The organism is Novosphingobium pokkalii, from assembly GCF_014652855.1.
Classification (GTDB): Bacteria; Pseudomonadota; Alphaproteobacteria; order Sphingomonadales; family Sphingomonadaceae; genus Novosphingobium; species Novosphingobium pokkalii.
Genome location: NZ_BMZP01000020.1, coordinates 1 through 24,545 on the forward strand (window position 1 = coordinate 1; position 24,545 = coordinate 24,545).

At 64.7% G+C, this 24,545-nt stretch carries 21 protein-coding genes and 3 pseudogenes; 9 read left to right on the forward strand and 15 right to left on the reverse strand.

From position 1 onward, the window contains the following. Positions 1 to 59: 59 nt before the first annotated feature. From IE191_RS17220 to IE191_RS17255, 8 genes are all read right to left on the reverse strand, one after another. Positions 60 to 536, reverse strand: coding sequence for a DsrE family protein (locus IE191_RS17220; protein WP_191325623.1), 477 nt, complete (start codon positions 534 to 536; stop codon positions 60 to 62). Between the two features lie 86 nt (positions 537 to 622). Beyond that, positions 623 to 733, reverse strand: a complete 111-nt coding sequence (gene cydX, locus IE191_RS17225; RefSeq protein ID WP_084391181.1) for a cytochrome bd-I oxidase subunit CydX — start codon at positions 731 to 733, stop codon at positions 623 to 625. An 11-nt stretch (positions 734 to 744) separates the two neighbouring features. Beyond that, entirely contained in the window at positions 745 to 1,893 is a 1,149-nt protein-coding gene (cydB, locus tag IE191_RS17230; RefSeq protein WP_191325624.1) for a cytochrome d ubiquinol oxidase subunit II, read from the reverse strand. A gap of 11 nt (positions 1,894 to 1,904) precedes the next feature. Continuing rightward, on the reverse strand, positions 1,905 to 3,467 hold the full coding sequence (locus tag IE191_RS17235) for a cytochrome ubiquinol oxidase subunit I (protein WP_191325625.1): 1,563 nt from the start codon (positions 3,465 to 3,467) through the stop codon (positions 1,905 to 1,907). Between the two features lie 528 nt (positions 3,468 to 3,995). Next, positions 3,996 to 4,328: an ArsR/SmtB family transcription factor gene (locus IE191_RS17240; RefSeq protein WP_191325626.1), complete on the reverse strand. Its 333-nt coding sequence runs from the start codon at positions 4,326 to 4,328 to the stop codon at positions 3,996 to 3,998. Beyond that, positions 4,325 to 7,525 carry an efflux RND transporter permease subunit gene (locus IE191_RS17245; RefSeq protein ID WP_191325627.1) on the reverse strand — a complete coding sequence of 1,067 codons (3,201 nt, stop codon included), beginning with the start codon at positions 7,523 to 7,525 and terminating at the stop codon, positions 4,325 to 4,327. Before IE191_RS17245 ends, IE191_RS17240 begins: the two co-directional genes overlap by 4 nt. Continuing rightward, positions 7,525 to 8,448 carry an efflux RND transporter periplasmic adaptor subunit gene (locus IE191_RS17250; protein WP_308432936.1) on the reverse strand — a complete coding sequence of 308 codons (924 nt, stop codon included), beginning with the start codon at positions 8,446 to 8,448 and terminating at the stop codon, positions 7,525 to 7,527. Before IE191_RS17250 ends, IE191_RS17245 begins: the two co-directional genes overlap by 1 nt. A gap of 150 nt (positions 8,449 to 8,598) precedes the next feature. After that, positions 8,599 to 8,964 carry a rhodanese-like domain-containing protein gene (locus IE191_RS17255; protein WP_373299321.1) on the reverse strand — a complete coding sequence of 122 codons (366 nt, stop codon included), beginning with the start codon at positions 8,962 to 8,964 and terminating at the stop codon, positions 8,599 to 8,601. Positions 8,965 to 9,025: 61 nt separating this feature from the next. Between IE191_RS17255 and IE191_RS17260 the strand changes: the two genes are divergently transcribed. Genes IE191_RS17260 through IE191_RS17275 form a run of 4 tightly spaced genes read left to right on the forward strand, consistent with a single transcriptional unit; the run spans position 9,026 to position 12,252 of the window. After that, positions 9,026 to 10,423, forward strand: a complete 1,398-nt coding sequence (locus tag IE191_RS17260) for an NAD(P)/FAD-dependent oxidoreductase (protein WP_373299322.1) — start codon at positions 9,026 to 9,028, stop codon at positions 10,421 to 10,423. After that, positions 10,420 to 10,623 carry a YgaP family membrane protein gene (locus IE191_RS17265; protein WP_191325629.1) on the forward strand — a complete coding sequence of 68 codons (204 nt, stop codon included), beginning with the start codon at positions 10,420 to 10,422 and terminating at the stop codon, positions 10,621 to 10,623. The genes IE191_RS17260 and IE191_RS17265 overlap by 4 nt, the downstream gene beginning before the upstream one ends. 23 nt (positions 10,624 to 10,646) lie before the next feature. After that, the gene (locus IE191_RS17270) at positions 10,647 to 11,894 is read left to right on the forward strand and encodes a TolC family protein (RefSeq protein WP_229815572.1); all 1,248 of its coding nucleotides are present in this window, start codon (positions 10,647 to 10,649) and stop codon (positions 11,892 to 11,894) included. Between the two features lie 34 nt (positions 11,895 to 11,928). Further along, positions 11,929 to 12,252 carry a carboxymuconolactone decarboxylase family protein gene (locus tag IE191_RS17275; protein ID WP_373299323.1) on the forward strand — a complete coding sequence of 108 codons (324 nt, stop codon included), beginning with the start codon at positions 11,929 to 11,931 and terminating at the stop codon, positions 12,250 to 12,252. Positions 12,253 to 12,636: 384 nt separating this feature from the next. Here the strand turns inward: IE191_RS17275 and IE191_RS21135 are convergent. Continuing rightward, a pseudogene (locus IE191_RS21135) lies at positions 12,637 to 13,068 on the reverse strand (transposase); the annotation flags it as partial. A gap of 412 nt (positions 13,069 to 13,480) precedes the next feature. On the opposite strand from IE191_RS21135, the pseudogene IE191_RS21375 reads away from it, so the two are divergent. After that, positions 13,481 to 13,861, forward strand: a pseudogene (locus IE191_RS21375) (glycosyl hydrolase family 28 protein); the annotation flags it as partial. Positions 13,862 to 13,966: 105 nt separating this feature from the next. Here the strand turns inward: IE191_RS21375 and IE191_RS21380 are convergent. Further along, positions 13,967 to 14,032, reverse strand: a pseudogene (locus IE191_RS21380) (hypothetical protein); the annotation flags it as partial. Positions 14,033 to 14,193: 161 nt separating this feature from the next. Between IE191_RS21380 and IE191_RS21325 the strand changes: the two are divergent. From IE191_RS21325 to IE191_RS21150, 3 genes are all read left to right on the forward strand, one after another. Then, positions 14,194 to 14,802, forward strand: a complete 609-nt coding sequence (locus tag IE191_RS21325; protein WP_308432937.1) for a LacI family DNA-binding transcriptional regulator — start codon at positions 14,194 to 14,196, stop codon at positions 14,800 to 14,802. A 20-nt stretch (positions 14,803 to 14,822) separates the two neighbouring features. After that, on the forward strand, positions 14,823 to 14,972 hold the full coding sequence (locus tag IE191_RS17295) for a hypothetical protein (protein ID WP_191325635.1): 150 nt from the start codon (positions 14,823 to 14,825) through the stop codon (positions 14,970 to 14,972). 174 nt (positions 14,973 to 15,146) lie between these two features. Continuing rightward, positions 15,147 to 15,359: a beta-xylosidase family glycoside hydrolase gene (locus IE191_RS21150; protein ID WP_229815573.1), complete on the forward strand. Its 213-nt coding sequence runs from the start codon at positions 15,147 to 15,149 to the stop codon at positions 15,357 to 15,359. On the opposite strand, the gene IE191_RS17305 is transcribed toward IE191_RS21150, so the two are convergent. The 3 genes from IE191_RS17305 to IE191_RS17315 form a co-directional block, all read right to left on the reverse strand. Then, the gene (locus IE191_RS17305; protein ID WP_191325637.1) at positions 15,346 to 16,005 is read right to left on the reverse strand and encodes a TonB-dependent receptor domain-containing protein; all 660 of its coding nucleotides are present in this window, start codon (positions 16,003 to 16,005) and stop codon (positions 15,346 to 15,348) included. The two genes, IE191_RS21150 and IE191_RS17305, sit on opposite strands and share 14 nt — an antisense overlap. A 70-nt stretch (positions 16,006 to 16,075) precedes the next feature. Further along, the gene (locus IE191_RS17310) at positions 16,076 to 18,067 is read right to left on the reverse strand and encodes an SPFH domain-containing protein (RefSeq protein ID WP_191325638.1); all 1,992 of its coding nucleotides are present in this window, start codon (positions 18,065 to 18,067) and stop codon (positions 16,076 to 16,078) included. Positions 18,068 to 18,431: 364 nt separating this feature from the next. Beyond that, positions 18,432 to 19,067, reverse strand: coding sequence for a hypothetical protein (locus IE191_RS17315; protein WP_191325639.1), 636 nt, complete (start codon positions 19,065 to 19,067; stop codon positions 18,432 to 18,434). Positions 19,068 to 19,282: 215 nt separating this feature from the next. Between IE191_RS17315 and IE191_RS17320 the strand changes: the two genes are divergently transcribed. Beyond that, positions 19,283 to 22,567 (forward strand): DUF3857 domain-containing protein, encoded by a 3,285-nt coding sequence (locus IE191_RS17320; RefSeq protein ID WP_191325640.1) that lies wholly within the window; start codon positions 19,283 to 19,285, stop codon positions 22,565 to 22,567. Between the two features lie 183 nt (positions 22,568 to 22,750). Here the strand turns inward: IE191_RS17320 and IE191_RS17325 are convergent, their stop codons facing one another. Together IE191_RS17325 and IE191_RS17330 are read right to left on the reverse strand one after the other, a co-directional pair. Beyond that, positions 22,751 to 23,290: a pseudouridine synthase gene (locus IE191_RS17325; protein WP_191325641.1), complete on the reverse strand. Its 540-nt coding sequence runs from the start codon at positions 23,288 to 23,290 to the stop codon at positions 22,751 to 22,753. A gap of 9 nt (positions 23,291 to 23,299) precedes the next feature. Continuing rightward, positions 23,300 to 24,493 carry a cupin domain-containing protein gene (locus IE191_RS17330; protein WP_191325642.1) on the reverse strand — a complete coding sequence of 398 codons (1,194 nt, stop codon included), beginning with the start codon at positions 24,491 to 24,493 and terminating at the stop codon, positions 23,300 to 23,302. Between the last annotated feature and the right edge of the window lie 52 nt (positions 24,494 to 24,545).

A 24,545-nucleotide genomic window follows, 5' to 3' on the forward strand; every position in this document is an offset into this window, starting at 1 on the left:
ATGAATCAGCGATTTTACGCCTTGGGAATCCCAAAAATCACACTTCTGCCAAAGTAGTGCTAGGGATGAAGATAGACATAGCCCTTGCCCTGCAACCGGGCGATTTCAGCGACACCACTGGGCACGACATCATCGGGCTTTACCCCATAAAGATCGGCCGGGGTCAACTTCATGCCTTGCAGCGTATTGTTGCAGATCAGGAAGCGCACGCCCTTAGCCCGCAATCCGTCGATGGCCTTGGCCAGGTCGGCATCCTCCTTGGCCATGACGAAAAGCTTTACCCCAGCGGCGAAATTGACAACGCTGATTTCAACCTTGCCGTCGGTAGCGGCAATATGGGCGCCGATATGGTGCAACAGGCGGTTGAAATAGGCCTTGTCATCAGGCCATCCGCCATCGTTCTGATAGACGACCCTTTGGAAAACATAATAAGGCTGCGTTGCAGGTGCTTGCCGCGCTTTGCCCATGGCGAGCCCAGGGAGCCCCAGACCAACCCCAATCATGCCCAAAACAATGAAGCGAGAAATCGTGTTCATTTTGGTTCGCTTTCAAATACCATGCAAAACGGCGCCGGCAGGAAGGGCCAGCGCCGCTGCGTCCTGATGGGCTTTACCGTGAAGGATCAGACCGCAGGATCATCGTCTATCGGCGAGTTGAACTCATGCCACAGCCCGTTGATGATGCCGAAGCCTACCGCAAGGCCCAAACCCAGTACCCAGGTAAAATACCACATGGCTTTTCCTTTCAGTAGAAATCAGGGTTGGTCTGAACATCGCGCAAGGTGATGCGCCCGCCCAACATCTTCATCACCCAGGCCGTGTAGCCCAGCACCACAGGCAGGAAGATGACCGTCACAATCAGCATGATGAACAGCGTCATGTGGCTGGAGGAGGCATTCCAGACCGTGAGGCTGGAGCGCGGATCGATGGAGGATGGCAGAATGAAGGGGAACATCGAGAGGCCAACCGTGGCGATGATCCCTGTAGTGGCCAACGCAGTGCCGATCAGGTTGATCGCCCCGGAACGCTTGGCAATCCCAGCGAGCGCCACCAGCGGCCCCAACAGGCCCAAAGCGGGCGCAAGCACCATCCATGGATGGGCGCCATAATTTGCCAGCCAGCCACCAGGCGCGGCAACACTGGCCGACATCAGCGGGTTCGACGGCCCTCGGGTATCGACCGCGCCGGTCAGCGCCAGCCCCATGCCGCCCTTGGCCACCATCACCCCGCCGATCAGGAACAGCACGATGCTGGCCAGCGCGGCAATGCGGGCGATGGCGCGGGTGCGGGTCAGCACCGGCCCATCCTCGATCTTCACAGCCAGCCAACCGGCACCATGCAGCGCAAGCGTCGCCACTGACAGCAGGCCGGTGAGCAGCGTGAAGGGTGTGAAGAGGCCCAGCAATGTGCCCTCATAGGTCATGCGCAGATTGCTATCGAAGCGGAAGGGCGCGCCCACCAGCACATTGCCCACTGCCACGCCGAACACCAGCGCAGGGACGAAGCCGCCCACGAATAGTGCCCAATCCCAGCGATTGCGCCATGCAGGATCGGCATGTTTGGAACGATACTTGAACGCCACCGGCCGCAGGATCAGCGCCGCGAGCACCAGGAACATGGCAAGATAGAAGCCCGAAAAGCTGACCGCATAGACGAAAGGCCATGCGGCAAATATCGCGCCGCCGCCAAGGATGAACCACACTTGGTGGCCTTCCCAATGCGGGGCGATGGCGTTGATGACCAGGCGGCGTTCCTGATCGGTGCGCCCGACAAAGGGCAACAATGCCCCCACGCCCAGATCATAACCATCGGTCAGCGCAAAACCGATCAGCAGCACGCCCAACAGCGCCCACCAGATCACCCGCAGTGTTTCATAATCAAGAGGAATATGCATGTCCTGTCCCCTTACTCGGCGGGCAGCGGGGCAAAGCCCTGCACGGCGATTGCAGGCTCATGGTGTTCGATGGGCCCTTTGCGGATCGCCGCGATCATCAGTCGAATCTCGATTACGGCCAGTGTGCCATAGAGCGCGGTAAAGCCGAAAATCGTCGCCCACACCTGCGGCACCGTCAATGAAGATGCACCAAGGAAGGTCGGCAAGACGCCATCGACAGCCCATGGCTGACGCCCAATTTCAGCCAGCACCCAGCCCGATTCAATCGCGATCCACGGCAGCGGGATCATCACCACCGCCAGTTTCAGGAACCAGCGCTTGGAGAACTGGCACGCCGAAGCGCAATAGAAAGCCATGGCGAAGAAGGCGATGAAGCCAAAGCCCAGCGCCGCCATGCCGCGGAACAGGAAAAACATCACCGGCACGTTGGGCACCGTATCCCATGCCGCCTTCAGAATCAGCTGGTCGTCAGCCTTGCGCGGATCGGCGACATAGCGCTTGAGCAGCATGGCATAGCCGATGTCGCGCTTGTGCGCCTCAAAGGCGGCGCGTGCGGGCACATTGGCGCGGTCTGCCTTCAACGTCTCCACTGCGTCATAGGCGATGATACCGCTGTGGATACGCTCATCAGCGCGCAACACCAGTTCCTCGATCCCGTCGATCTTGCCCGACAGGCTGCGCGTCCCGATGATGCCCATCACATAGGGCAGCTTGATTGCGCCATGGGTCTTGCGCGCCGCCACATCGGGCAAGCCCACCAGCGTGATTGCGGCGGGCGCCTCTTCGGTCTCCCACATGGCCTCGATCGCGGCGAGCTTCATCTTCTGGTTGTCGGTCAGCGCATAGCCGCTTTCATCGCCCAGCACGACCACCGACAGCGCCGAGGCGAGCCCAAAGGCGGATGCCACCATCATCGAGCGGCGGGCAATGTTGGTGTATTTGCCGCGCAGCAGATAAAGCGCCGAAACGCCCATCACGAACGTGGCGGCGCAGACATAGCCGGCGCTGACCGTGTGGACGAACTTGGCCTGGGCCACCGGATTGAACAGCACGGCCGAAAAGTCGGTCACTTCCATGCGCATCGTATCGGGATTGAAAGTCGCGCCGACCGGGTTCTGCATCCAGCCGTTGGCGATCAGGATCCACAACGCGGAAAGATTGGTGCCCAGCGCGACTAGGAACGTGACGGCCAGATGCTGGCGCCGGCTCAGCCGGTCCCAGCCGAAGAACATCACCCCCACCATGGTCGCTTCCAGAAAGAACGCCATCAGCCCTTCGATCGCCAGCGGCGCCCCGAAGATATCGCCGACATAGTGCGCGTAATAGGCCCAGTTGGTGCCGAACTCGAATTCCATGGTGAGGCCCGTGGCCACGCCCAGCACGAAATTGATGCCGAACAGCTTGCCCCAGAAGCGGGTGATGATCCGCCAGATCGGGCGCTTGGTGATCACATAGATGCTCTCCATGATCACCAGCATGAAAGACAGCCCCAGCGTGAGGGGCACGAACAGGAAGTGATACATGGCCGTCAGCGCGAACTGCAGCCGGGATAATTCGACAACCGCCATATCCATCGGACATGTCCCCTTGGAAAGGCTGCGCTTCTTGCGCAACGCAGGCAATCGCAGGCGGTATGCAACAGATGGTTTGCCCCCGGGGCAGACTCACCCGCTAATTGCAGATATTTCTAATATGATGTAATGGTAATATTGTCAAGTCACTTTACCTCCCTCGCACTCGACCGGATCGTCGCGCAAGCCTTTGATAGGTTGTTGATACCTGCGGCGCCATTGTGCCCATCGTTGGGGGCCAATATCATCGCAGGCAGAGCCAAAAGGGCATCAACTATCGTTTGAAGAGCTGGTCGCAATGTTGGCCGGGGGTGTGGTGCGGACCATGGCTCAGGGGCAGGCGCAGATTACCGGGAGAACCGCCAGCATGCGTGCGCAGCGCATTGCAGGGCGGTTTTGCCGCCCGCTCGCTTGCCTCAGGCGCGATCCTGAAGCTGTCTTTCCGCGCTGTGCGTCGGATTGGTGGCGGTCTCTTGCGGCTTTGCCACGTTGGCCCTGACCGATCGCGCCTTCAGCATCCAAACGGAGCCTTCAACACACCTTGGCTTTTACAGCCACGGTGCCCGCATCGCAAAGCGCACACATGGCATGGATCACGCCTGAAACCACCGGATCCTTCAGGCTGTACCAACGCACTTGGGCATCGATACGCACGTTGACGACATCCTCGGTGCGGAGCATGGCTAGGTGCTGCGAAACGGCTGACTGCGAAAGGCCGGTCATCGCCACCAATTCGTTCACGCTGACCTCACCCTCATCCATACGGCACAGCATGAGCAGGCGCTCGGGATGGCTCATCAATTTGAGCCTTGCCGCCATATGCGTAGCGTTTGCCTTCAATTCGGAAAGGTCGGTCGGTTTCATGATGCCTCTCCAGATAGGGCAATCCCGTCATCGCGCAAGGTCACGTAGATCGCCGGGATCACCAAAAGCGTGAGCAAGGTGGAGGATGCCAGACCAAACAGCAGCGAGATCGCCAGCCCCTGGAAGATCGGATCGGTAAGGATAACACTGGCGCCGATCATCGCAGCAGCAGCAGTCAGCGCGATCGGTTTGACGCGGATACGCCCGGCATCGATCAACACCTGGCGCAATGGCTTGCCCGGTGTGGAGGAGTGACGGATAAAATCGACCAGCAGGATCGAATTGCGCACGATAATCCCGGCCAGCGCGATAAAGCCGATCATGCTGGTGGCGGTAAACGGCGCACCAAACAGCATATGCCCGGCCACAATCCCGATCAGCGTCAAGGGCACGGGCGTGAGGATCACGAGTGGCAGCTTGAAGCTGCCGAATTGCCCCACGACCAGCACATAGATCGCCAGCAAGGCCACCATGAAGGCTCCGCCCATGTCGCGGAACGTGACCCAGGTAATCTCCCATTCGCCGTCCCAAAGGATCGAGGGGCGGCTCTCGTCGTCGGGCTGGCCATGCATCAGGATCTCTGGTTTGATGAGGCCATGGCCCGCCCAATCATAGGCATCGACAGCCTTGTCGACCGCCAGCAGTCCATAGATCGGCGCTTCATAACGCCCCGCCATGTCGGCCATCACCATGGTCGCCCCGCGCCCGTCGCGCCGGAAGATCGTCTGGCCGCCAAGCTCGCGCTTCGCATCGACCAGTTCACCAAGGCTGAGCAACTGGCCCGAGGCGCTGGCAGCCACCGGCGTTGCCGCCAGCGCCCCGCTATATTGGCGCTGCGCCTGGTCGAGGCCGATCTCGACCGGCAGCGGATCGCGGTCTGGGCCGCGAGGCACATAGGTCAGCGTCTGGCTGCCCATCAAAGCGCCGATCGAATCGAGCACTTGGCCTTGCGCGACACCATAGTGATCCAGCTTGTCGCGATCGGGCGCAAGGCGCAGCGTCGGCCGTGGCAGGCCGAAAGAATTGTCGGTATCGACGATGAAGGGCACCGATTTGAAGATCTGCTCCAGAACCGTAGCGGTCTTCTGGCGCGTAGCCTCGTCAGGTCCGTAGACTTCCGCCAGCAGCGTCGCCAGCACCGGCGGCCCTGGCGGCGTTTCGACCACCTTGATGACGCCACCTTCTGGCAGGCGCACCGCCTTGAGCCTGTCGCGCAGATCCACGGCAACCGCATGGCTCGACCGGTTGCGTTCGTCCTTGGGCAACAGGCTGACCATGACATCACCCATCTCGGGTTCGGCACGCAGGAAATAGTGCCGTACCAACCCGTTGAAGTTGAAGGGCGCGGCTGTGCCGGCATAGGCCTCCATCGCCGTCACTTCGGGAATCTGGCGAGCGATGGCGCTGGCCTGTTCCAGCACGCGACCGGTCTGCTCAAGCGAGGTGCCCTTCGGCAGATCCACGACGAGTTGCACTTCGCTCTTGTTGTCGAAGGGCAGCAGTTTGACGGTGACCGCCTTGAAATAGAACATCGAGCAAGCCACCAGCGTCGCCACGCCCACGCCGGCGAGAAAGCGCTTGGCGCTGCCCCGCGTGGCGATCACGCGGGCCGCATAGCGGGCATAAATCGCGCCCAGCTTGCCACCATCCTCGTGCCCATGGCCCTCTGACAGTGTCTTCCGAGCGAAGCGGATCATCAACCACGGTGCAATCACCACGGCCACGAAGAAGCTGAACACCATCGCCGCCGAGGCATTGATCGGGATTGGCGCCATATAAGGGCCCATCAGACCCGACACGAACAGCATCGGGAGCAGAGCCGCCACAACCGTCAACGTGGCAACGATGGTGGGGTTGCCGACCTCGGCCACGGCCTCGATGGCGGCCTGCTGGCGGGTGCGACCATCCTTCATCCCCCAATGCCGCGCAATGTTCTCGATCATCACGATAGCGTCATCGACCAGAATGCCGATGGAAAAGATCAGCGCGAACAGAGAAACGCGATTGATCGAAAAGCCCATGATGCGTGCTGCAAACATGGTTAGCATGATGGTCGTGGGAATGACGATGGCGGTCACGCCCGCCTCCCGCCAACCTACGGCAAATCCGATCAGGATGACGATCGAGACCGTCGCCAGCGCAAGATGGAAGATCAGTTCATTGGCTTTTTCATCGGCGCTCTGGCCATAGTTGCGCGTCACGTTGACGGCCACGCTGTCGGGGATGAGATTGCCCTTGAGCGCCTCGACCCGCGCGACGATGCCCTTGGACACATCGACCGCATTGGCGCCATTGCGCTTGGCAATCGCGATCGAGACGGCGGGCGCCGTGCGCCATGAATCACCATCGCGTGCCCAGCGCCAGGCATGAGCCTGATCCTGTGCTGCGCCCTGCTCGATCCGCGCCACGTCGCCCAGCAACACCGGTGCCCCGGACACCGACCGTATCGTCAGTCGTCGCACATCATCTGCGCTCGCCAAAGGCTCCCCAGCGGTCACCAAAAGCGCTGCCCCGTCCTCGCGCACGGACCCAGCCGGGAAGCTGCGCCCACCTTGGCGAATCGCGTCGATCACGCTCGACAAGGGCACGCGCGCTGCGGCCAGCCTGGCCGGATCGGGAATCACCCGGATCGCCTCGCGCTGTCCGCCGGTGATGAAAGTCAGGCCAACATCATCGACCTTGGCCACTTCGGCGCGCAATTTGGTGGCCAGCGTGTAGAGGCTGCGCTCGTCCCAGCCGGCGCCCTTTGGTGTCAGCGTCAGCACCACGATCGGCACGTCGGAAATGCCGCGTACCGTGATCTGCGGGGGCAAAACGCCCGCCGGGATTTTGTCGATGTTCGCCTTGATCTTCTCGTCGACGCGGGTGGCGGCAGCCTCGGGATCCTGCCCGACGTTGAAGCGCGCCGTCACCATGACGCCATTGTCCTGCGCCTGCGTATAGACGTGCTCGACGCCATCGATGCTCTTGACGATCTGCTCGAGCGGCTTGCCCGCCAGTTCCACGCTATCCGCTGCCGAAAGGCCCGGTGCGGCAACGCGGATATCAACCATCGGCACCTTGATCTGCGGCTCTTCTTCACGCGGGATGGTGATGGTGGCGATCAGCCCGACCAGAATGGCCGCCAGCAGGAACAGCGGTGTCAGCGGCGAGGCGATGGTGGCGCGGGTGATGCGTCCGGAAATGCCAAGGTTCATCAGCGCGCTCCCGCAGGAAGATTCGCGCCCTGGGCGGCGGCAACCAGCACATCACCGGCATTGACGCCCGAAAGAATTTCCACGCTCTTGCTGTCGGCGGCGGGTGCGGTCTGCACCGGCACCTGCATCACCCGACCAGATTTGCCCACCACCTGCACGTAATCGAGCCCGTAGCGCGTCATGACAAAGCCACGCGGGACGATCATCGCGCGATGGGTTCCGACCGCCAATTGCGCCGCCAGGCGCCGCCCGATCAGGCTGGCATCCAACCCGGCCATGGCGACATCGGCGCTGACCTGTCCTGCGGTTACTGCCGGGTATATGCGCGTGACGCTGCCCTCGCCGCTCATGCCCTCAATTCGCACGCGGGCGCCGGGCTTGACCTTGGCCGCCAGTGCTTCGGGCAAATCAAGCCGCAGCACCACCGGGCCGGAGGTGACCACCGCCACCACCATGCCCGGCGCGACAGGCGATCCGGCGGGAACGTCGGCGCGCAAGACGCGCCCCGTGGCGGGGGCGATCACCGCACCATTGCCCGCCATCGCGCGAACACTGGCCTGCTGGGCACGAGCGGCCTGTGTCTGGGCGGCCGCGGCGCTGGCGCCCGCTTCGGCCTGCTCAAGCCGTGCCTTGGCATAGACACCGTTGGCGGCGAGGAATTTGACACGGTCCAGCTCAGCCTTGGCCTGTGCGGCCTGTGCCTGTGCGGCGGCGGCCTGCGCGCCGTAGGCGGCAGATTGATAGGTCAACTGGCTGTCGGCAATGCGGCCCAGTAGCTGCCCTTTGTGCACGCTGTCCCCAGCGCGCACCGACAGGGTGGTCAGGATGCCCGGAATGCGCGCCAGAACTTGCGCTTGATCCTGACTGGTGACCTCGGCGGAGACGCTTTGCCAATCAGGCGTGTCACTGGCTGCGGCAGTCAAGCGCGGTCCCCTGGCGGATACGGTGGCTTCGGGGGCGGGGTTGTCCTGCCCGCACCCTTGCAGCGATGCCGCCATAACCAGGGCCAACAAAGCCTTGGCCTGCATACCTTTACGCATCGTCATCTCCCGTCCCGCCCCTGGCCGTTGTTCTTAGCGTTCAACCGGCAAGCCAGCTTTGGCCCAAGCACCAAAGCCACCGGCAAGATGCGTGTCCACACTGGCTTGCGCCGCCACGCATTTGTCGAGCGCCATGCCCGAACGCTTGCCGCCAAGGCAGGTCAGCACCAGTTGCTTGCCATTGGGATCGGGCAACCTGCTGGGCTGGAAGGTGGACAGGGGCATGTTGATCGCGCCGGGAATATGACCTCCCGCGAACTCATCGATTTCACGCACATCGACCACAAGAGCCTGATTCGCCTGCACCATCGCGGCCAGTTCCGAAGCGCTGATCTCCCGGTGTTTCGCTGATTTTCCAAGGCCAAAGACCATCATCCCAACTCCAAACAGGCAGCGCACGAGGGCGCCAGAAAAACATGACTTGCTTATATTGCAAGATGGTCATATTAGTCAAGCAAGATTGAAACGGCTATCGAGTCCCCCTCATCCAACCAGCCAACGGGGGCGCACCGTTTGGGAGAGCAGATCCATGTCCAAGCCTGCAAACACCTTGCCCCGCATTCTGGTCCTCGGCGCTGGTCTTGGCGGCACAATCGCGGCTTACGAAATCCGCGACGCCACCAAGGGCCGCGCCGAAGTCACCGTTGTGTCGGACAGCGAGGATTACTGGTTTGTGCCGTCAAACCCATGGGTGGCGGTGCGCTGGCGTGAGCCGGACGCGATTCGCGTTCCCCTCGCCCCGGTGATGGCAAAAAAGGGCATCGGCTTTACCAGCGTGGGCGCCACGCGGGTTCACCCCACGGAAAACCGCGTGGAACTGCGCGATGGCTCATCCATGCATTATGACTGGCTGGTAATCGCCACCGGGCCAGACTTGGCCTTTGACGAAATTCCCGGTTTCGGGCCCGATGGGCATACGGTCTCTGTCTGCAAGACCGATCATGCTGCTCACGCCGCCGATGCCTTCGATGAATTCTGCAAAGGTCTATCCGATTCAGGCCAGCGACCCATCGTTGTTGGAGCGGCGCAGGGTGCCTCCTGCTTTGGCCCTGCCTATGAATACGCATTGATCCTCGACACCGAATTGCGCCGCCGCAAGATCCGTGACCAGGTGCCGATGACCTTCGTCACCAGCGAACCCTATATCGGGCATCTCGGCCTTGATGGTGTGGGCGACACCAAGGGGTTGCTGGAAAGCCAGTTGCGTGAGCGGCACATCAAATGGGTCACCAACGCCCGCGTCACCAGCTTTGAGGATGGCATGGCCCATGTCGAGGAAGTGGGCGAGGACGGCGCGGTCAAAAAGACCCACGATCTGCCCTTCGGCTTCTCGATGCTGCTACCCGCTTTTCGCGGCATCAAGGCGGTTTACGGTATTGAGGGCCTGACCAACCCGCGCGGCTTCATCCTGGCCGACAAGCACCAACGCAATCCCACCTTCAAGAACGTCTATTCGCTGGGTGTCTGCGTGGCGATCCCGCCCTTGGGGCCAACGCCCGTGCCCGTAGGCGTGCCCAAGACCGGCTTCATGATCGAGAGCATGGTAACCGCCGTTGCCCATAACATCGCCGCCGAACTCGATGGGCGCCAACCCAACGAAGTTCCAAGCTGGAACGCGGTATGCCTTGCCGATTTCGGCGATGGCGGCGTGGCCTTTGTCGCCCAGCCCCAGATCCCGCCGCGCAATGTCAATTGGTCGTCGCATGGCAAATGGGTGCATTTGGCCAAGGTCGGCTTTGAAAAATACTTCCTCAAGAAGGTCCGTTCGGGCGTCAGCGAGCCCTTCTATGAAAAGCTGGCCCTGCAAGTGCTGGGCATCAACAAGCTGAAAGAAACCACCAAGGAGGATGTGCGATGAGCCTCGATACCGCTGTGATGCGCTTTGCGGGCACTGTTGTTCTGGGCAGCGCTTTGGCCGCCCATTTTGTGAACCCGGCGTGGATTTACCTCACCATGTTTGCCGGGGCCAACATGCTTCAGGCCAGCGTGACCGGCTTTTGCCCCGCCGCCATTCTGTTCCGCGCCATGGGCGTGAAACCTGGCTGCACGTTCAAATAAAGGCTGATGCCATGCGCCGTCTGATGATGCTTCTGCCCTTGCTGGCCGCCGCCCCGGCGTGGGCGCAGGGCCAAGACCTTGACGCCACCATCGCCGATGCCTTGGCCCACGCCCCGGTCCTTGCCGAGGCGCAAGCCGGGGAAGCGCAGGCCCAAGCGAGGCTCGATGGCGCCAAGGCGCAGGGGAACCCGATGCTGAGTGTCGAGGGGCAAATCGGCGCAGGCCGTATCGACAACGGTGTCTTCTTTGGCTTCACCGCCCGCAATGTCACCCCGTTGGCCTTGCGTGCGGGGGCCGAAATGCCGCTTTATGCCGGGGGCCGGGTGGCCGCCGCCATAGACCAGGCGCGAGGCGGGCAGGCCGTGGCCGCGCTGGCGCTGGCTGATGCGCGCTCAAGGGTGATGGTGGGCGCGGTCGCGGCCCATGCCGAGGTTTTGGCCGCCCGACGCATAGAGGCCCGCTATCAGCAATTGGCCAGCGAACTGGCCGAAGTCGAGCGGCAGGCGAAGCTGCGCTTTCAGGCGGGCGAAATCCCCGCCTCCGACCTTGCAGCCGCCACCGCGCGCCGGGCCGAGGGCGAGGCCGGGCTTGCCGCCGCACAGGGACGCCGCATCACCGCCGAGGCACAATATAGCCGCATGACCGGCCACGAGGCTGGTGCGCTTGCCCCCTTGCCCGCCCTGCCCGTAACACCGCCCACGCTGGATGAGGCGCTCGACGGCGCCCAACACAGCAATCCAATGTTGGCTCAGGCTGAAAAGGGCATCGACATTGCGCGCGCCGGGTTGCGCGGCGCAAAGGCCGAAAGCCTGCCCACCATCGGCGCCTTTGCCGAGGCGACCCGCAGCCGCGACCAGTTCTTCCCCGATTACCGCGCCGATGCGATGGCCGTAGGTGTCAGGGGCCGCTGGACCTTGTTCGCCGGTGGGCGCACAGCCGCCAAAATTCACGAAGCCGATGCCACGCTGGATGCAAGCGAAGCCCGCGCCCGCGAGGCCCGCGAACAGATCGATGCTGCGGTCATCTCCGCATGGACGAACTTGAAAACCGCGAACCTCATGGTGGAGGCCAGCGCCGCCCGATCCGCCGCCACGGCGCAGGCGTTACGCAGCGTGCAATTGGAAGCCAAAGTGGGCGCCAAGCCAACCCTTGCCGTTCTGGACGCCGAGCGTGAGGCCGCAGCCGCCGACGCCGCGGCGATCGAAGCCGAGGGACAGCGCATGGTAGCCGCGTGGCAATTGAATGCGCTGGCCGGCCAGATCACCCCCTGACAAGAGACTGACCATGCACAAGGACTGGCCGCAGATGGCCAAGGAACTGTCAGGCGCTATCAAGGAAGTCCGCCTTGGCGCGCCTGATGTGATGAACAACTTCTCTGCCATGGCCAGCGCCGCCACAGCCAACGGTGCGCTGGACAGCAAGACCAAGGAACTGATCGCACTGGGCATTGCCGTCGCGATCCGCTGTGATGGTTGCGTGGCTTTCCACGCTCAGGCCGCCGTCAAACATGGTGCTACCCGCGAGGAAGTGATGGATGCCATGGGTCTGGCCATCTACATGGGCGCCGGGCCAAGCCTGATGTATGCAGCTCAAGCGGTGGAAGCCTACGATCAGTTCGCTGCCGCATGATTGACGACGGCATTCATCAGTAGAATGCGTTAAAGAGCAGCCATGCAAACCGGCCTCCATCTGACCACGGTATCTGCTGCCGCGATGATGCACACGTCTCCCACGCCTGCCGATCTTGCTATTCATGCCCCCAGGGTCGCCCACCTAATGGCACGCAGCGATGCCGCAGCAGTCACGCTGGGCTTTGAAGAGGCTCCCGGCCTGTTGGTCGGAACCATGCAGACGTTTGGCGCTCCTGATCCTGCAGAACGCGAAGAACTTATTCGCCCAGCCTGCAACCAGACCAGTTCGAAAGCTCCAGCATGAACCGAGCCCTGGGAACTGTGGGCCGGCGTGCAAAAGGGGGTCTGAGTCAGATTCCGTGCAATTCGGATCATGCGGGTGCATCACCCGGGCCTTGAGCAGATCGATTTTGGCGCGCCCATACATCTGTCGCTTGATTGCTTTCAAGCGGTTGACCTTGCCCTCGACCTGGCCGCTGGACCACGGCGTTGAGATCGCGGCAGCAACGGCATCCCTGTCGGTCTCGACGCCGGCGGCGAATGCCGCAAGCTTGCTCTTGGCCGCCATGGCGATCCATGGATCGAGCCGTGCCTTGTCTTTCGAGCGCATCATCGCGTGGAAGCGGTCGAGAGCCTGGCGTGCGGTTATCAGCGCCGGCACAGCCTTTTCGATTACCGCGTTGATCAGAGATGTCTGAGCCGAGCCGGTGTGGCCGAGTTTCTCGTCGCGACGCCGGCGGGTGGCCCATTCGCTGAGCACGCGTAACGAACCGCCAAAACCACATGCTTTCAGCCGCCGCCACAATTCGGCGCCGATCGTGACCGATACGCTACGCCAACGCCGCACCGCGGGAAGCGAAGAACCAGCAGCGCGCCACCATGTTATGCCGTTTGAACTCAAGGTACGGGGATCGTCTGGCCCGGCGCCACGATGATCGGGGGCAAGAGCGGCGGACTCCCGGCCGGCGCGTGCCGGCGTGGTTCCGGTGCTCGCCGGCAATGTCGCCCGTTTCAGGCTGACGCGGCCCGCCAAGCTGTCGATCGAATTCGATGGCGATCGCCTGCACAACCTGCACCTGTTCGCCAGCCCGGCCGGCGCGGCACCGACAGTCCCCGCCGGGCGCAACGTGGTGCGCTTTGCGCCGGGGATTCATGTTCCACCCGATCAGCCCGGGGCAGTGTTCGCTTTCCCGTCACACACCACGGTGCTGCTGGAGCCGCGCGCCGTGTTGCGCGGCAAGGTCGCGCTCGATCGCGTCACCGATGTGCAGATCCTGGGCCACGGCATCATCGACCAGCCCGAGCGCGGGTTTGAAATAACCTATTCCAGCGACATCACGATCCATGATCTGAACACGTTCAGCGCCGCGCCCTGGGCCGACGGGACCGACATGATGAGCTGCGCTGACGTGCGCGTGAACAATGTGTTTCTGCGCACGTCCGACGATTCCGTGGCGATCTATGGCCACCGCTGGAATTTTGCAGGCGATGCCCGCAACATCACGATCACCGACGCCATTCTCTGGGCCGGCGTGGCCCACCCGATCAACATCGGGCTGCATGGCGGCGGGGAAACCGCGCCCGAAGTGATCGAGAACATCGCATTTCGGCGCATCGACGTGCTGGAACACGATGAAGATGACCCGGAATGCCGCGAAGCCGTAAAGCGGCTGCGCACACATCGCGCCCACCGAATTGGCGGCAAACACGGTACCGACCGCCATTCCGCCCAGCCCAAGGGTGCGACTCAGCCAGATCGACAGCAACGACATGGCCATCGCTTGCGCAAAGAAAAAGCAGAAAAGAAAGCCACTTAGAGCTAGATAATTGCGCGACGCGGGCAGAGCCACGGCATCCTTCGACGAACTGTTATCGATATCGTACGAATTATCGGCCCGCGATGCGGCTGGCGCAGCATGACAAGCGGGAGAGTGCAAAAGTGACCGCGGACAAGGGCGACGATCACAGCCAGCGAGTCTCGCCCAGTGCCATCCTCGACGTGGCCCTCGATGCACATCGCTCAGTGGTGACCATCCATGATGTCGCCCGCCATGCCGGGGTTTCCTCGATGACGGTGTCGCGGGTGATCAACGGCAAGCGCCACGTGAGCGAGGACACGCGCGAGCGCGTCAATGCCGCAATCGCAGCGCTCAACTATTCTCCCAACCTTACCGCGCGCAGCTTTTCCAGCGCTATCCGGATCGGCGCGCTCTATTCCAATCCTGCCTCGTCCAACCTGGGCACGTTCCTGATGGGCGCGTTTCGTGAAAGCGGGGTCAGCGGCTGCCAGTTTCAGATCGAACCCGGGGTCAGCGAGCAAGAAGCGATCGCCGGGTTTGACGATGCCGCCATCGCCGCCACGATCTGGCCGGAATTGACCACCTTGCGCCAGCCGATCGCGGTGATGGCGGCCCGAGCCGTCACGCTGCTGAACGAACAGATCCGCACAGCGCGCAGCGGCGCGCCGCCCAAGGTATCGCACCTACGCGAAATGCTCACCCTGGTGCAGCGCGCCTCGACCGGGCCTGCACCATTTCCGCCTTCCTGACCATTTCTCCCGGAGCCACCATGACGCTTTTTGGCGCAATCGAGGCTGGCGGCACCAAGTTCGTCTGCGGCATCGGCTCCGCCGGGCACGGCTCGCGAGCCACGGCCGTCATCCCCACCCGCACGCCCGACGAGACATTCGCCGCGGTCGCAGCCTTCTTTGCCAGCTAGCGCGCAGATGGTCCGCACGTGGTGCGGGCGGACAAGACCGATCCCGTGCCTGGCGCGCCGCTCCGCACAAGCGAAGGCCCCGCGTCAAGCGGCGATGGCGGGTGGTCACGGCTCACGGTGCGGCCGCGCACCGTTGCCGTGCCACCGCCAGGCTTCACGCCCTATTGGCCCGCGATGCTGCGCGAGGAGCGGGCCGAAGTAACGCTGTCCTACAGCCTTGATGGCCTGACCTTTACGCCGCTCGGCCCGGATTTTGGCGCTTTGCCCAGGCGCTGGGTGGGCGCACGCATCGGACTTTTCGCCCAGGCGCCATATGGCACGCCAGCGGCAACAGCCACCACGGTGGGCCACGCCGAGTTTGACTGGTTCCGCATCACCAAACCCTGAGCATCCCGGCCCGCGCAGGCATGGGGCCATGCTGCGCCGGCGCGTCACAAAAGAACCCCTCTCCACTTTGGTGAAGAGGGGCCAGGGAGGGTTCGCTAGGCGGCGTGGCCCCGAAATTGCGCCCATTGACGAAGTGCTGCCGCTCGATCTCCGTTTCGAAGCCGGGCTCACCGACATAGCGGTTGGCGGCGGCATTGGTGATATTCGAAGCGGTGATCGACAGGGAAAATTTATAGGGCAGCTTGAAGTTTACCCAGGCGTCGAGCAGGCCAAATGCCGAGATGTAACGCCCGTCGATGGGATTGTTCGAATAGTCGAACAGCACTGCCTTGGAACGCCACGTGTAGACCACACGCGCCGAAACGACCTTGTCTTCATACATCCCGGTGAGAGAATAGTTGTATTTCGATGTCAGGGGCTGGACCGTGTCCACCGCCACACCATTCAACGTGAGCGGGTTCTTGGTGTCGACGAACGTGAATGCCCCGTGCACCCCGAAGTTGTGCAATGCCGGGGGCAGAAAATCGTAGTCGAAGAAGGTCTGCGCCGCCAGTTCGATGCCCGTGGCGTCGAGAGCGCGGCCACGGGCATCGGCCTGCGCGAGGACGAGCGGATCACCGGTAACCGGGACGGCTTCGTGCCCCATGTGATCGACGGCTGATCGAAATGGAACGGCCCCGTTCCGTTTTTCGGAAGCGGGGGCCGCCAGTTTCTGATCAATGCGTCTGGGCCGGTTCGCTCGGTGCTTCTGCTGCCAGCATGTCCTTGCCCTTTTCGCCCAGCATCATGCCGATCAGCGCGGCGAGCGGGCCGCCGGCCGCCGGGTTGTCGCCGCCGGTGCTGATCTGGATGCGGGGCACGATGTCCACGCCCGACTTTTCCAGCGCTTCGGCCAGCCGCTCCACGATCTGGCGGGTGAGCTGGTTGTGCGCCCCGCCGGAGGCTTCGGCCTGGCGCGCGATGGTTTCGGCCGTGGCGAGGCCGGTCTTGGTGATACGCTCGGCATCGGCGGCGGCCAGGGCGATCATGCGCGCCGCCTCGCCTTCGCCCAAGATGCGCACGCGCTCGCTTTCCGCCTTGGCCAGGGTGCGGGTCTGCTCGGCCTGCTGCGTCGCCTGGCGCAGCGCCGCCTTGCCTTCGTTTTCGCGCACGATGATCGACAGCTCCGACTGGGTGATCGCGGTCTGCTGGTTGGCGCGCGCTTCCGCCTCACGCAGGGCCTTTTCGCCCTCGGCGGCGATGCGCTGCTTTTCGTAGGTCGTCACGCGCTCTTCGGCGACCTGGCGTTCGCGCAACTGTTGCAGCACTTTCTCGATCTGCTGGTTGCCGTCGCTGGCGCGCGGGGTGCCGATCAGCACTTCCTGCATTTCCAGGTTATAGGCGGAAAACTTGGCGCGCATTTCCTCGCCGGCCTGCTGCTGGATGTCGCTGCGTTCCTGGAGCAGTTCGATCAGCGTCTTCTTCTGGGCGATGTTCTTGAAATAGGCCGAGACCATCGGATCGAGCGTCTGTTCGACGAGCTTCTTGATATCGCCAAAGCGCTGCACCACCAGCGGCGCCTTGCGGTAATCGATATGCACCACCACCGAGAGCGGCAGCGTGGGTTCGAACGCATCGCGCGTGATCAGCGAGACTTCGGACAGGTTCTCGTCGAACTTGTGCTGGCCGATCGTGTCGCTTTCCCACTTCAGGATGAAGTTGGTGGTCGGCACCATCAGGATCTTGCCGGCATAAGTGTTGAACGCATATTTGCCCGGCAGCAGCGGTGCGCTCCACACCCCGCGCGATCCGCGCGCGACGAGTTCGCCATGGCGATAGTCATCGCCCGAGGTATCGGCGGTGTCGTTGCCGGTATAGCTGATCACCACGCCGACATGGCCCACTTCGATCACCGTCTTGGCGACCATTTCCACCGTGGCGAACAGGCGGTTGATGTAATAGCTGCCTTCCACCAGCACCTGGAGCTGGCGCCCGCGCCGGCCACCGGCGGTGATGAACTTTTCCGGATCCTGGAACGAGTTGTGGAACGTGGTCGCGTCCGCCTGGTCGGTGCCCACTTCGGGCGCGATGATGTGATCGGCGTTGAGCGCCGGGCCATCGTGCACCGTGACGATGCCGATCTGGTCGGCCGAATCCTTGATCACCACCGATTCAAAGCCGCCGCGCGCGGCAATCAGCGTCTGCATCTGATCGAACAGATCGCCATCGTTGGCATTGAGCATCAGGCCGTGGATGCGATCGCGCGTGATGATCACGAACTGCGCGGTGTTGATGGCATAGGTGCCTTCGCGCAGGATCGTGCGCTGGGGCCCCTTTTGCCCGCCGCCCGAAAGAAACGCGCGCACATCGAGGAAATCGGCAGTGCGGGCATTGCTCGCCAGCGTCTGCGTGGGGCCAAGCGGCGCGCCATCACGGGCAAAGACATAGCCGATCTGCCCCTGGGGAATGGTCACCAGCGACTGGCTGTGCACGCGATACTGGAACGGGAAGAAGAAGTGGTAGCCGCCGCGCAGCACTTCGGGCTGGAAGCCGGCCTCGCCGCGCAGGGCGATCAGGCCATCGGTGATCGAGCCGGCGCCGCTCCACAGCTTCTCGACCACGGCGACGCGGTTGTTGCCGACGTAGCGCACGCAGCGCGAGGCCACGAACAGCACGAACACGAAAAGGACCAGCACGGCTGCCGAGCCGAGCATGACGGGATCGAACATGGGAATATCCTGTGGTGTCTGGGATGGAGGACAGGCCACGCCGCGCGCGCATCGCCGGGCGCTTCAGGGACCGGACGCGCGCGTCAACCGCCGACAAAGCCTGCCGGCATGCGGAAAAGCCTGCGATGTGGTGACGTCTGCCGTGGTGCGGTTCGCACCGGTGCGACGGCGCTATGGCCGCTTGCCGGGGCTTTCGAACTTGTGCTTGGCGAACTTGCGCTTGGCAGTGGTGGGCCGGTCGATGCGCCAGGCCTGCGGGAAGAAGTGCACACCCATGGGTGCTGTTGCCCTGATAAAAGCCGCTCGATGCGGCCAAGACGCTATTTAGGCCTTTTCAAAACCGAAATCCATCGAAATCGTCATGTCACAAAGTATCCTGCGCGCTGTTTTCGGGCCGATACTTGAGATCGATGTAGCGGGCCATGACCAGCGCCTGATCCTGCGCATTCCCGGCCTTGTCCCGCTGCGCCTGTTCCAGCGCATCGGCCAGGGTGGCCAGGGCCTGCGCGGTCTGGGCCTGGAGCGCAGGATCGTCGCCTGGCGCGGCCGCGCTGGCGGTCAGCAGGCGCAGCACATCCTGCGCGATCGGGCCGCTTTCGTCGGGCGCCGCCAGCGTGGCCAGGCGATCGAGCTGGACATCGGCCGCCGCGCCGAATCGCCCGCTTGCCGCTTTCAGCGCCGTGGCCAGAGCCGGTGAAGCGTTTGCGGCAGGCAGGCGGCGGCGATCGGCCAGCGCCGCCACGCCACTGGCCAGCACGGTTGCCCCGCCATAGGCCGCCAGGAACCAGCCGCCCAGCCCCAGCGCGTGGGGCAGCCAGGCCGCCCAGGCATGCGGCGCATTGCCCAGCGCGGCATCGCCGACCAGCACGAGGGCATAGCTCGGCACCAGGAAATGCAGGGCGATGCCCGCCACCAGGCGACTGCGGCGGATCGGCCCGGCACGGCCCAGCGCGGAAATCACCGAAGGATCTGCGGAAATCACCGAAGGTTGTGCGGCCATCAGCCAAGGTTCCTTGCAGGTGCAGCAGTGCGGCCGCTGCTCTACGCCCGATCGCCGCGAAATTCGAAGCAATTTCATGCCAACGCCGGCTGGACGCCTCATGAGGCACAGGATACCAACCGTAACAGGGGCAGGTTTGCCGTTGTTCTGCGGGGGTTTTCTTGGGCTTCATTCGTGCAGTTGCGGCGCTCGCCGCAGCCTCTCCCCGGCCGTTCATGGCTCTCGCCGCGCTCGCAGCCCCGCTTGCCGCGCCAGTTCTGGCCGCGCCCGAGACCGAACGCGCCGCCCCGGCCAATGCCGCCCTGGCGCGCCCGGTGATTGCGCCGGCCGAAAGCTGGGTCTTGCCCGCGCTCGCCCCGGTGGAGCCCGATGGCGCGCAGGGCGCGGGTACGGTGGACCTGATGATCGACGAGCAGGCCCGGCTGATTCCGGGCGGCAGCAGCGTCTATCGCGCCAACCAGTTCCGCATCGCCACCACGCAGGGGCTGGACGATGCCGCCCTGCAACTGAGCTGGGACCCCAGCCTGGAAACCTTGACGCTGCACCACTACCGCATCCGGCGCGGCGGCACGGTGATCGACCTGCTGGGCGATGGCAGCGCGCTGTCGGTCGTGCGGCGGGAAAAGAACCTGGAAAACGCGATGCTGGACGGCAAGCTGACCGCCTCGCTCCAGCCCGACGACGTGCGCGTGGGCGACGTGATCGAAGTGGCCTATACCCGCACCCGGCGCGATCCGGCGATCGGCGGCCGCGCCGAACTGGTGCTGGGGCCGCCCGATGGCTTTCCGCTGGGCCACTATCGCCTGCGCATGTCGTGGCCCGCCACCCGCCCGGTGCAGTGGCGCGCCTGGCCCGGCGTGGTGCAGCCCCGGCTGAGTCGCCAGGGCGAGACCATGGAACTGGTGGCCGAGCGCAGCAATTTCATCACCGAGCGCGCGCCGACCGGGGCACCGGCGCGCTATGGCCTGGTCAACCTGGTGGAACTGGCCGAATTCGCCGATTGGCCGGCCGTTTCGCGCAATGCCCATGGCCTGTTCGAAACCGCCGAGACGCTCAAGGCCGACAGCCCGCTCAAGGCGGAAATCGCGCGCATCGCCGCGGCCACGCCCGATCCGGTGCGCCGCGCCGAACTGGCGCTGGCACTGGTGCAGGAACAAGTGCGCTATCTGTTCATCGGCATGAACGACGGCGGCTTCGTGCCTGCGCCGGCCGATCTCACCTGGCAGCGCCGCTTTGGCGATTGCAAGGGCAAGACCGCGCTGCTGGTGGCGCTGCTCAAGGGGCTGGGCATCGCGGCGCGGCCGGTCTTCGTCGATACCGACAGCGGCGATGCCGTGGCGCGGCGCCTGCCGGCGATGAACCTGTTCGATCACGTGCTGGTGGAGGCGCAGATCGGCGGGCGCAGCTATTGGCTGGACGGCACGCGCCAGGGCGATACCCGCCTCGATCGGCTGGAAGTGCCCGACTATCACAGCGGCCTGCCCGCCACCGCGCAGGGCAGCGAGCTGGTGGCGCTGGTGCCGACTGCGCCGCGCGCGCCGATGGTGGAAACCCGTCTGGACCTCGATGCCAGCGGCGGGGTGGACGTGCCCGCCCCGGCCAAGGCGGAAATGCGCGCGCGGGGCGATACGGCGGCATCCTGGCGGATGAAATATGCCGGGCTGGCCCCGGCGGAGCGCGAGCGGCAATTGCGCAAGCTGTGGCGCGACACGTATGATTTCATCACGCCGCAGACCGTGGCCGCCACGCTGGACGAAGCCAGCGGCGACTATGTGCTGAGCATGACCGGCAGTGCCCGGATGGAATGGACATCGAGCGGCTCGACCCGCTGGTACGAACTGGACCGCGCCCGTGTGGGGTGGAAGCCCAATGTCGAGCGCGACGGCACGCTGCTGGCCGATGCGCCGTTCGCCTTCGACTATCCCGATTGGTGGGCCAACCGTGAGACCGTGCGCCTTCCGCGCGGCGGCAAGGATTTCGCGCTCCAGGCCAATGACGTGGATGAAACGGTGGGCGGGCTCTACACCTTCCATCGCAAAGTGACGCTGAACGGCGACACGGTGACGATGGAAAACGACACCCGCGCGCTCAAGGCCGAATTGCCCGCCGCCGATGCGCCCAAAGTGCGTGATCGCATGGCGGAGCTGGGCAACCACGGCCAGTTCATCCGCCTGCCGGCGATGTATGAAGCGACCGACGGCGATCTGGCCGCGCTGGCAGACGACAAGCCGGCGCTGGCCCGTGCCTGGCTGGTGCGCGGGGCCGCCGCGTTCGATCGGGGCGACATGCCCGGCGCGATCACCGGGCTGAAAGCCACGCTGGCGATCGATCCCAGGCAGGCACCAGCCCATGCCCTGCTGGCCTTTGCCTATGCCAGCCAGGGGGATGCCCTGGCCGGTGCCGAAGCCGACGCAGCGCTGGCCGCCGACGACAAGCAGGACATGGCCTGGGCCGCCAAGGGGCTGGTGGCGCTGAAAGCCAAGAAGATGCCCGAGGCCCTGGCCGCCTATGACAAGGCCATCGCGCTCGATCCGCGCAACCCGCGCACCCTGGCCGGGCGCGCCAGCGCGCACCTGGCGCTGGGGCACTATGCACCGGCCCTGGCCGATACCGACGCCGCCCTGGCGCTGGCGCCTGATCTGCCGCTGCGCCCGATCCGCGTGGTGGCGCTCTCGATGCTGGGCCGCCGCGCCGAAGCACTGGAAGCGGTCGACGCGCTGCTTGCCGCCACACCCGATTCGCGCGACATGCGGCGGATGCGCGCCGCGCTGCGCGCAGAGGATGGCGACCAGGCCGGCGCCATGGCCGACACTGGCTGGCTGGTCAGCCATGGCGGCACGGCGGCGGATTACGTGAGCCAGGCGCAGATGCGCCCGCGCGGTGACAAGGCCGGGCGCCTGGCCGACGCCAATGCCGCGCTGCGGCTCGATCCCGGCCATGTCGATGCCCTGCTGCTGCGCGCCGCGCTGGAGCAAGAGGACAAGGCGCTGGACGCAGCGTCACTGGACGTGGCCCGCGCCGCCAAGCTGGCGCCCGGATCGCTCAAGGTGGCCGCCGCGCAGATGGACCTGATGGCGGCGCAGGGCCAGAGCGACCGCGCGCTGCAACTGGCCGCCGCCACCCTGGCCGGCCATGCCCAGGATGCCGAAGCGCACAACCTGGTCTGCTGGTTCAAGGCCACGCATGGCCTGGCGCTGGACAGCGCGGGCGGCGATTGCGAAGCAGCGCTGCGCCTGGCCCCCGGCCGCCCCGATTTCCTCGACAGCCGGGGCTTCCTGCGCCTGCGCCAGGGCGACAGCAAAGGCGCGATCGCCGATTACGACAGCGCCCTGCGCATCGCCCCGGCCCTGATCGCTTCGCTCTATGGCCGGGGCCTGGCCTATGCCCGCCTGGGCGAACGCGACCGCGCCCTGGCCGACCTGTCCCGCGCGCGCAGCCTGTCACCCGATGTGGACAAGACCTGGGCCGGCTATGGCCTGAGCCCGCCGCCGGGATTTTGAGCGTCGTCGGCGGTGGTGCCCGGTTGCGGACGTCAGATTTTCGCTCTCGACGCCTGAGCAGGGCCCCGGATCAAGTCCGGGGCGACGGGAAAAGTGCGTTATCCCGTCATCTTAACGTCGCCCCGGACTTGATCCGGGGCCCTGCTCGACGGTCTGCCCGATCACGGCCCGCCGCAAAGCACCCTAATCGATCCGGCGCCATTGCCCCGGCGCCAGGCCATCCAGCGTCCAATCTCCGATGGCCCAACGCACCAGGCGCAGCGTGGGGTGGCCGACGGCGGCGGTCATGCGGCGGACCTGGCGGTTGCGGCCTTCGCGCAAGGTCAGTTCGATCCAGCAATCGGGCACGGTCTTGCGAAAGCGCACCGGCGGCACGCGCGGCCACAGCGCGGGCGGATCGATGCGACGCGCGCCCGCCGGCAGCGTCATCCCGTCCTTGAGGCGCACCCCGCGCCGCAGCGCGGCCAGCGCGGCTTCGTCCGGCTCGCCCTCCACCTGCACCAGATAAGTCTTGGGCGCCTTGAACCGGGGGTCGGCAATCCGCGCCTGGAGCCGGCCATCGTCGGTCAGCAGCAGCAGGCCCTCGCTGTCGCGATCGAGCCGCCCGGCGGGATAGACGCCGGGCACGGTGACGAAATCGGCCAGGGTCTGGCGCGGCGGGCCAGCCGCCTCGTCGGTGAACTGGCACAGCACGTCATAGGGCTTGTTCAGCGCAATCAGCATGATGGCGGCTCAGTCTGCCCAATCATCGTCATCATCATCGTCCTCGCTGCCGTCGTCGAAGGCGAGCGTGCCCTGGTCGATCAGCGCGGTGACGAGCGCGGCGGTGCCTGGCGCCCCGGCCAGCGCAGGATCGAGCAGCACGTCCGCCCCGCCGCACAATGCCTCGGCCAGGGGACGGGCAACGCCGGCGTGGCACTGGCCATCGGCAAACAGCAGGGCCTGCGCCTCGCCCTCGGCCATGAACGCCAGGCGGTGCGCGGGATTGCGGCGCAGCGGCAGGCCCTGCGCAAGCGCCTGCGCCACGTCCTGCGGATCGGCCGGCGCTTCGGGGCGCCAGTCGGTGTCCGGATACTTGGCACAGGTGTTCATCTGGCCGAACCAGCGGGCAAAGGCAGCGCGATCGGCCAGCGCCTCCAGCGCCATGGCGTGCAACCGGTCGAGCGCCTGGACCGTGATCTCGCCGGGGTGGTCCTGCAAGGCGAGGTCGGGATCGGCATAGCGATCGGCCTGCGCATCGACCGCGTCCTCCAGCGCATCGGCCACATGCGCGCCCCAGCCTTCGACCAGCTCGGCGCGCGAAGGGGCGCGAAAGCCGATCGAATAAGTCATGCAATCATCGCCCAGCGCCACGCCATCGTGGGCAAAGCCGGGCGGCACATAGAGAATGTCGCCCGGTTCCAGCACCCATTCATCGGTTGCCGCGAAATCGGCGATCAGGGCCAGATCGGCATGGGGCTGGCGCGGCGTGGCGGCATCGCAGCGCGGCCCCACCCGCCAGCGGCGGCGGCCCAGCCCCTGGATCAGGAACACGTCATACTGATCGTAATGCGGGCCGACCCCGGCCCCGTCGGTGGCATAGCTGATCATCACATCGTCGATCCGCCAATCGGGCACGAAGCGGAACGGTTCGATCAACGCGGCCACCTGTGGCGCATGCTGGTCCACCGCCTGGACCAGCAGCGTCCAGGGATCGGCGCCCAGCCCGGCAAAGCGATCTTCGGCCAGCGGCCCGTGTTCCAGCGTGAGGCCATCGCCCCCCCGCACGATCAGCCGCGATTCGACGCCCGCCTCGCACGCCAGGCCCGCCAGTTCATCGGGTTCGAGCGGATTGTCCCACTGCGCCCAAGGGTTGCGGATCAGCAGGGGCTGCTTTTGCCACGCGGTGGCAAGAAACCGGGCGATGTCGAAACGGGCAAGATGCATCGCCGGCTCATGCGCCGGTGAGGCCGGCTTTGTCAAAGCAGTGTGCGGGACC

Excerpts from the sequence above, each read along its gene's own strand:
- IE191_RS17235 (WP_191325625.1), bottom strand. The coding sequence starts at position 3,467 with ATGGATATGGCGGTTGTCGAATTATCCCGGCTGCAGTTCGCGCTGACG.
- cydB (WP_191325624.1), bottom strand. The coding sequence starts at position 1,893 with ATGCATATTCCTCTTGATTATGAAACACTGCGGGTGATCTGGTGGGCG.
- IE191_RS17295 (WP_191325635.1), top strand. The coding sequence starts at position 14,823 with ATGACGCTTTTTGGCGCAATCGAGGCTGGCGGCACCAAGTTCGTCTGC.
- IE191_RS17275 (WP_373299323.1), top strand. The coding sequence starts at position 11,929 with ATGGCCAAGGAACTGTCAGGCGCTATCAAGGAAGTCCGCCTTGGCGCG.
- IE191_RS17220 (WP_191325623.1), bottom strand. The coding sequence starts at position 536 with ATGAACACGATTTCTCGCTTCATTGTTTTGGGCATGATTGGGGTTGGT.
- IE191_RS17245 (WP_191325627.1), bottom strand. The coding sequence starts at position 7,525 with ATGAACCTTGGCATTTCCGGACGCATCACCCGCGCCACCATCGCCTCG.
- IE191_RS17315 (WP_191325639.1), bottom strand. The coding sequence starts at position 19,067 with ATGGCCGCACAACCTTCGGTGATTTCCGCAGATCCTTCGGTGATTTCC.
- IE191_RS17330 (WP_191325642.1), bottom strand. The coding sequence starts at position 24,493 with ATGCATCTTGCCCGTTTCGACATCGCCCGGTTTCTTGCCACCGCGTGG.
- IE191_RS17270 (WP_229815572.1), top strand. The coding sequence starts at position 10,647 with ATGATGCTTCTGCCCTTGCTGGCCGCCGCCCCGGCGTGGGCGCAGGGC.
- IE191_RS21150 (WP_229815573.1), top strand. The coding sequence starts at position 15,147 with ATGCTGCGCGAGGAGCGGGCCGAAGTAACGCTGTCCTACAGCCTTGAT.
- IE191_RS17325 (WP_191325641.1), bottom strand. The coding sequence starts at position 23,290 with ATGCTGATTGCGCTGAACAAGCCCTATGACGTGCTGTGCCAGTTCACC.
- IE191_RS17305 (WP_191325637.1), bottom strand. The coding sequence starts at position 16,005 with ATGGGGCACGAAGCCGTCCCGGTTACCGGTGATCCGCTCGTCCTCGCG.
- IE191_RS17265 (WP_191325629.1), top strand. The coding sequence starts at position 10,420 with ATGAGCCTCGATACCGCTGTGATGCGCTTTGCGGGCACTGTTGTTCTG.
- IE191_RS17310 (WP_191325638.1), bottom strand. The coding sequence starts at position 18,067 with ATGTTCGATCCCGTCATGCTCGGCTCGGCAGCCGTGCTGGTCCTTTTC.
- IE191_RS17240 (WP_191325626.1), bottom strand. The coding sequence starts at position 4,328 with ATGAAACCGACCGACCTTTCCGAATTGAAGGCAAACGCTACGCATATG.
- cydX (WP_084391181.1), bottom strand. The coding sequence starts at position 733 with ATGTGGTATTTTACCTGGGTACTGGGTTTGGGCCTTGCGGTAGGCTTC.
- IE191_RS17320 (WP_191325640.1), top strand. The coding sequence starts at position 19,283 with ATGGCTCTCGCCGCGCTCGCAGCCCCGCTTGCCGCGCCAGTTCTGGCC.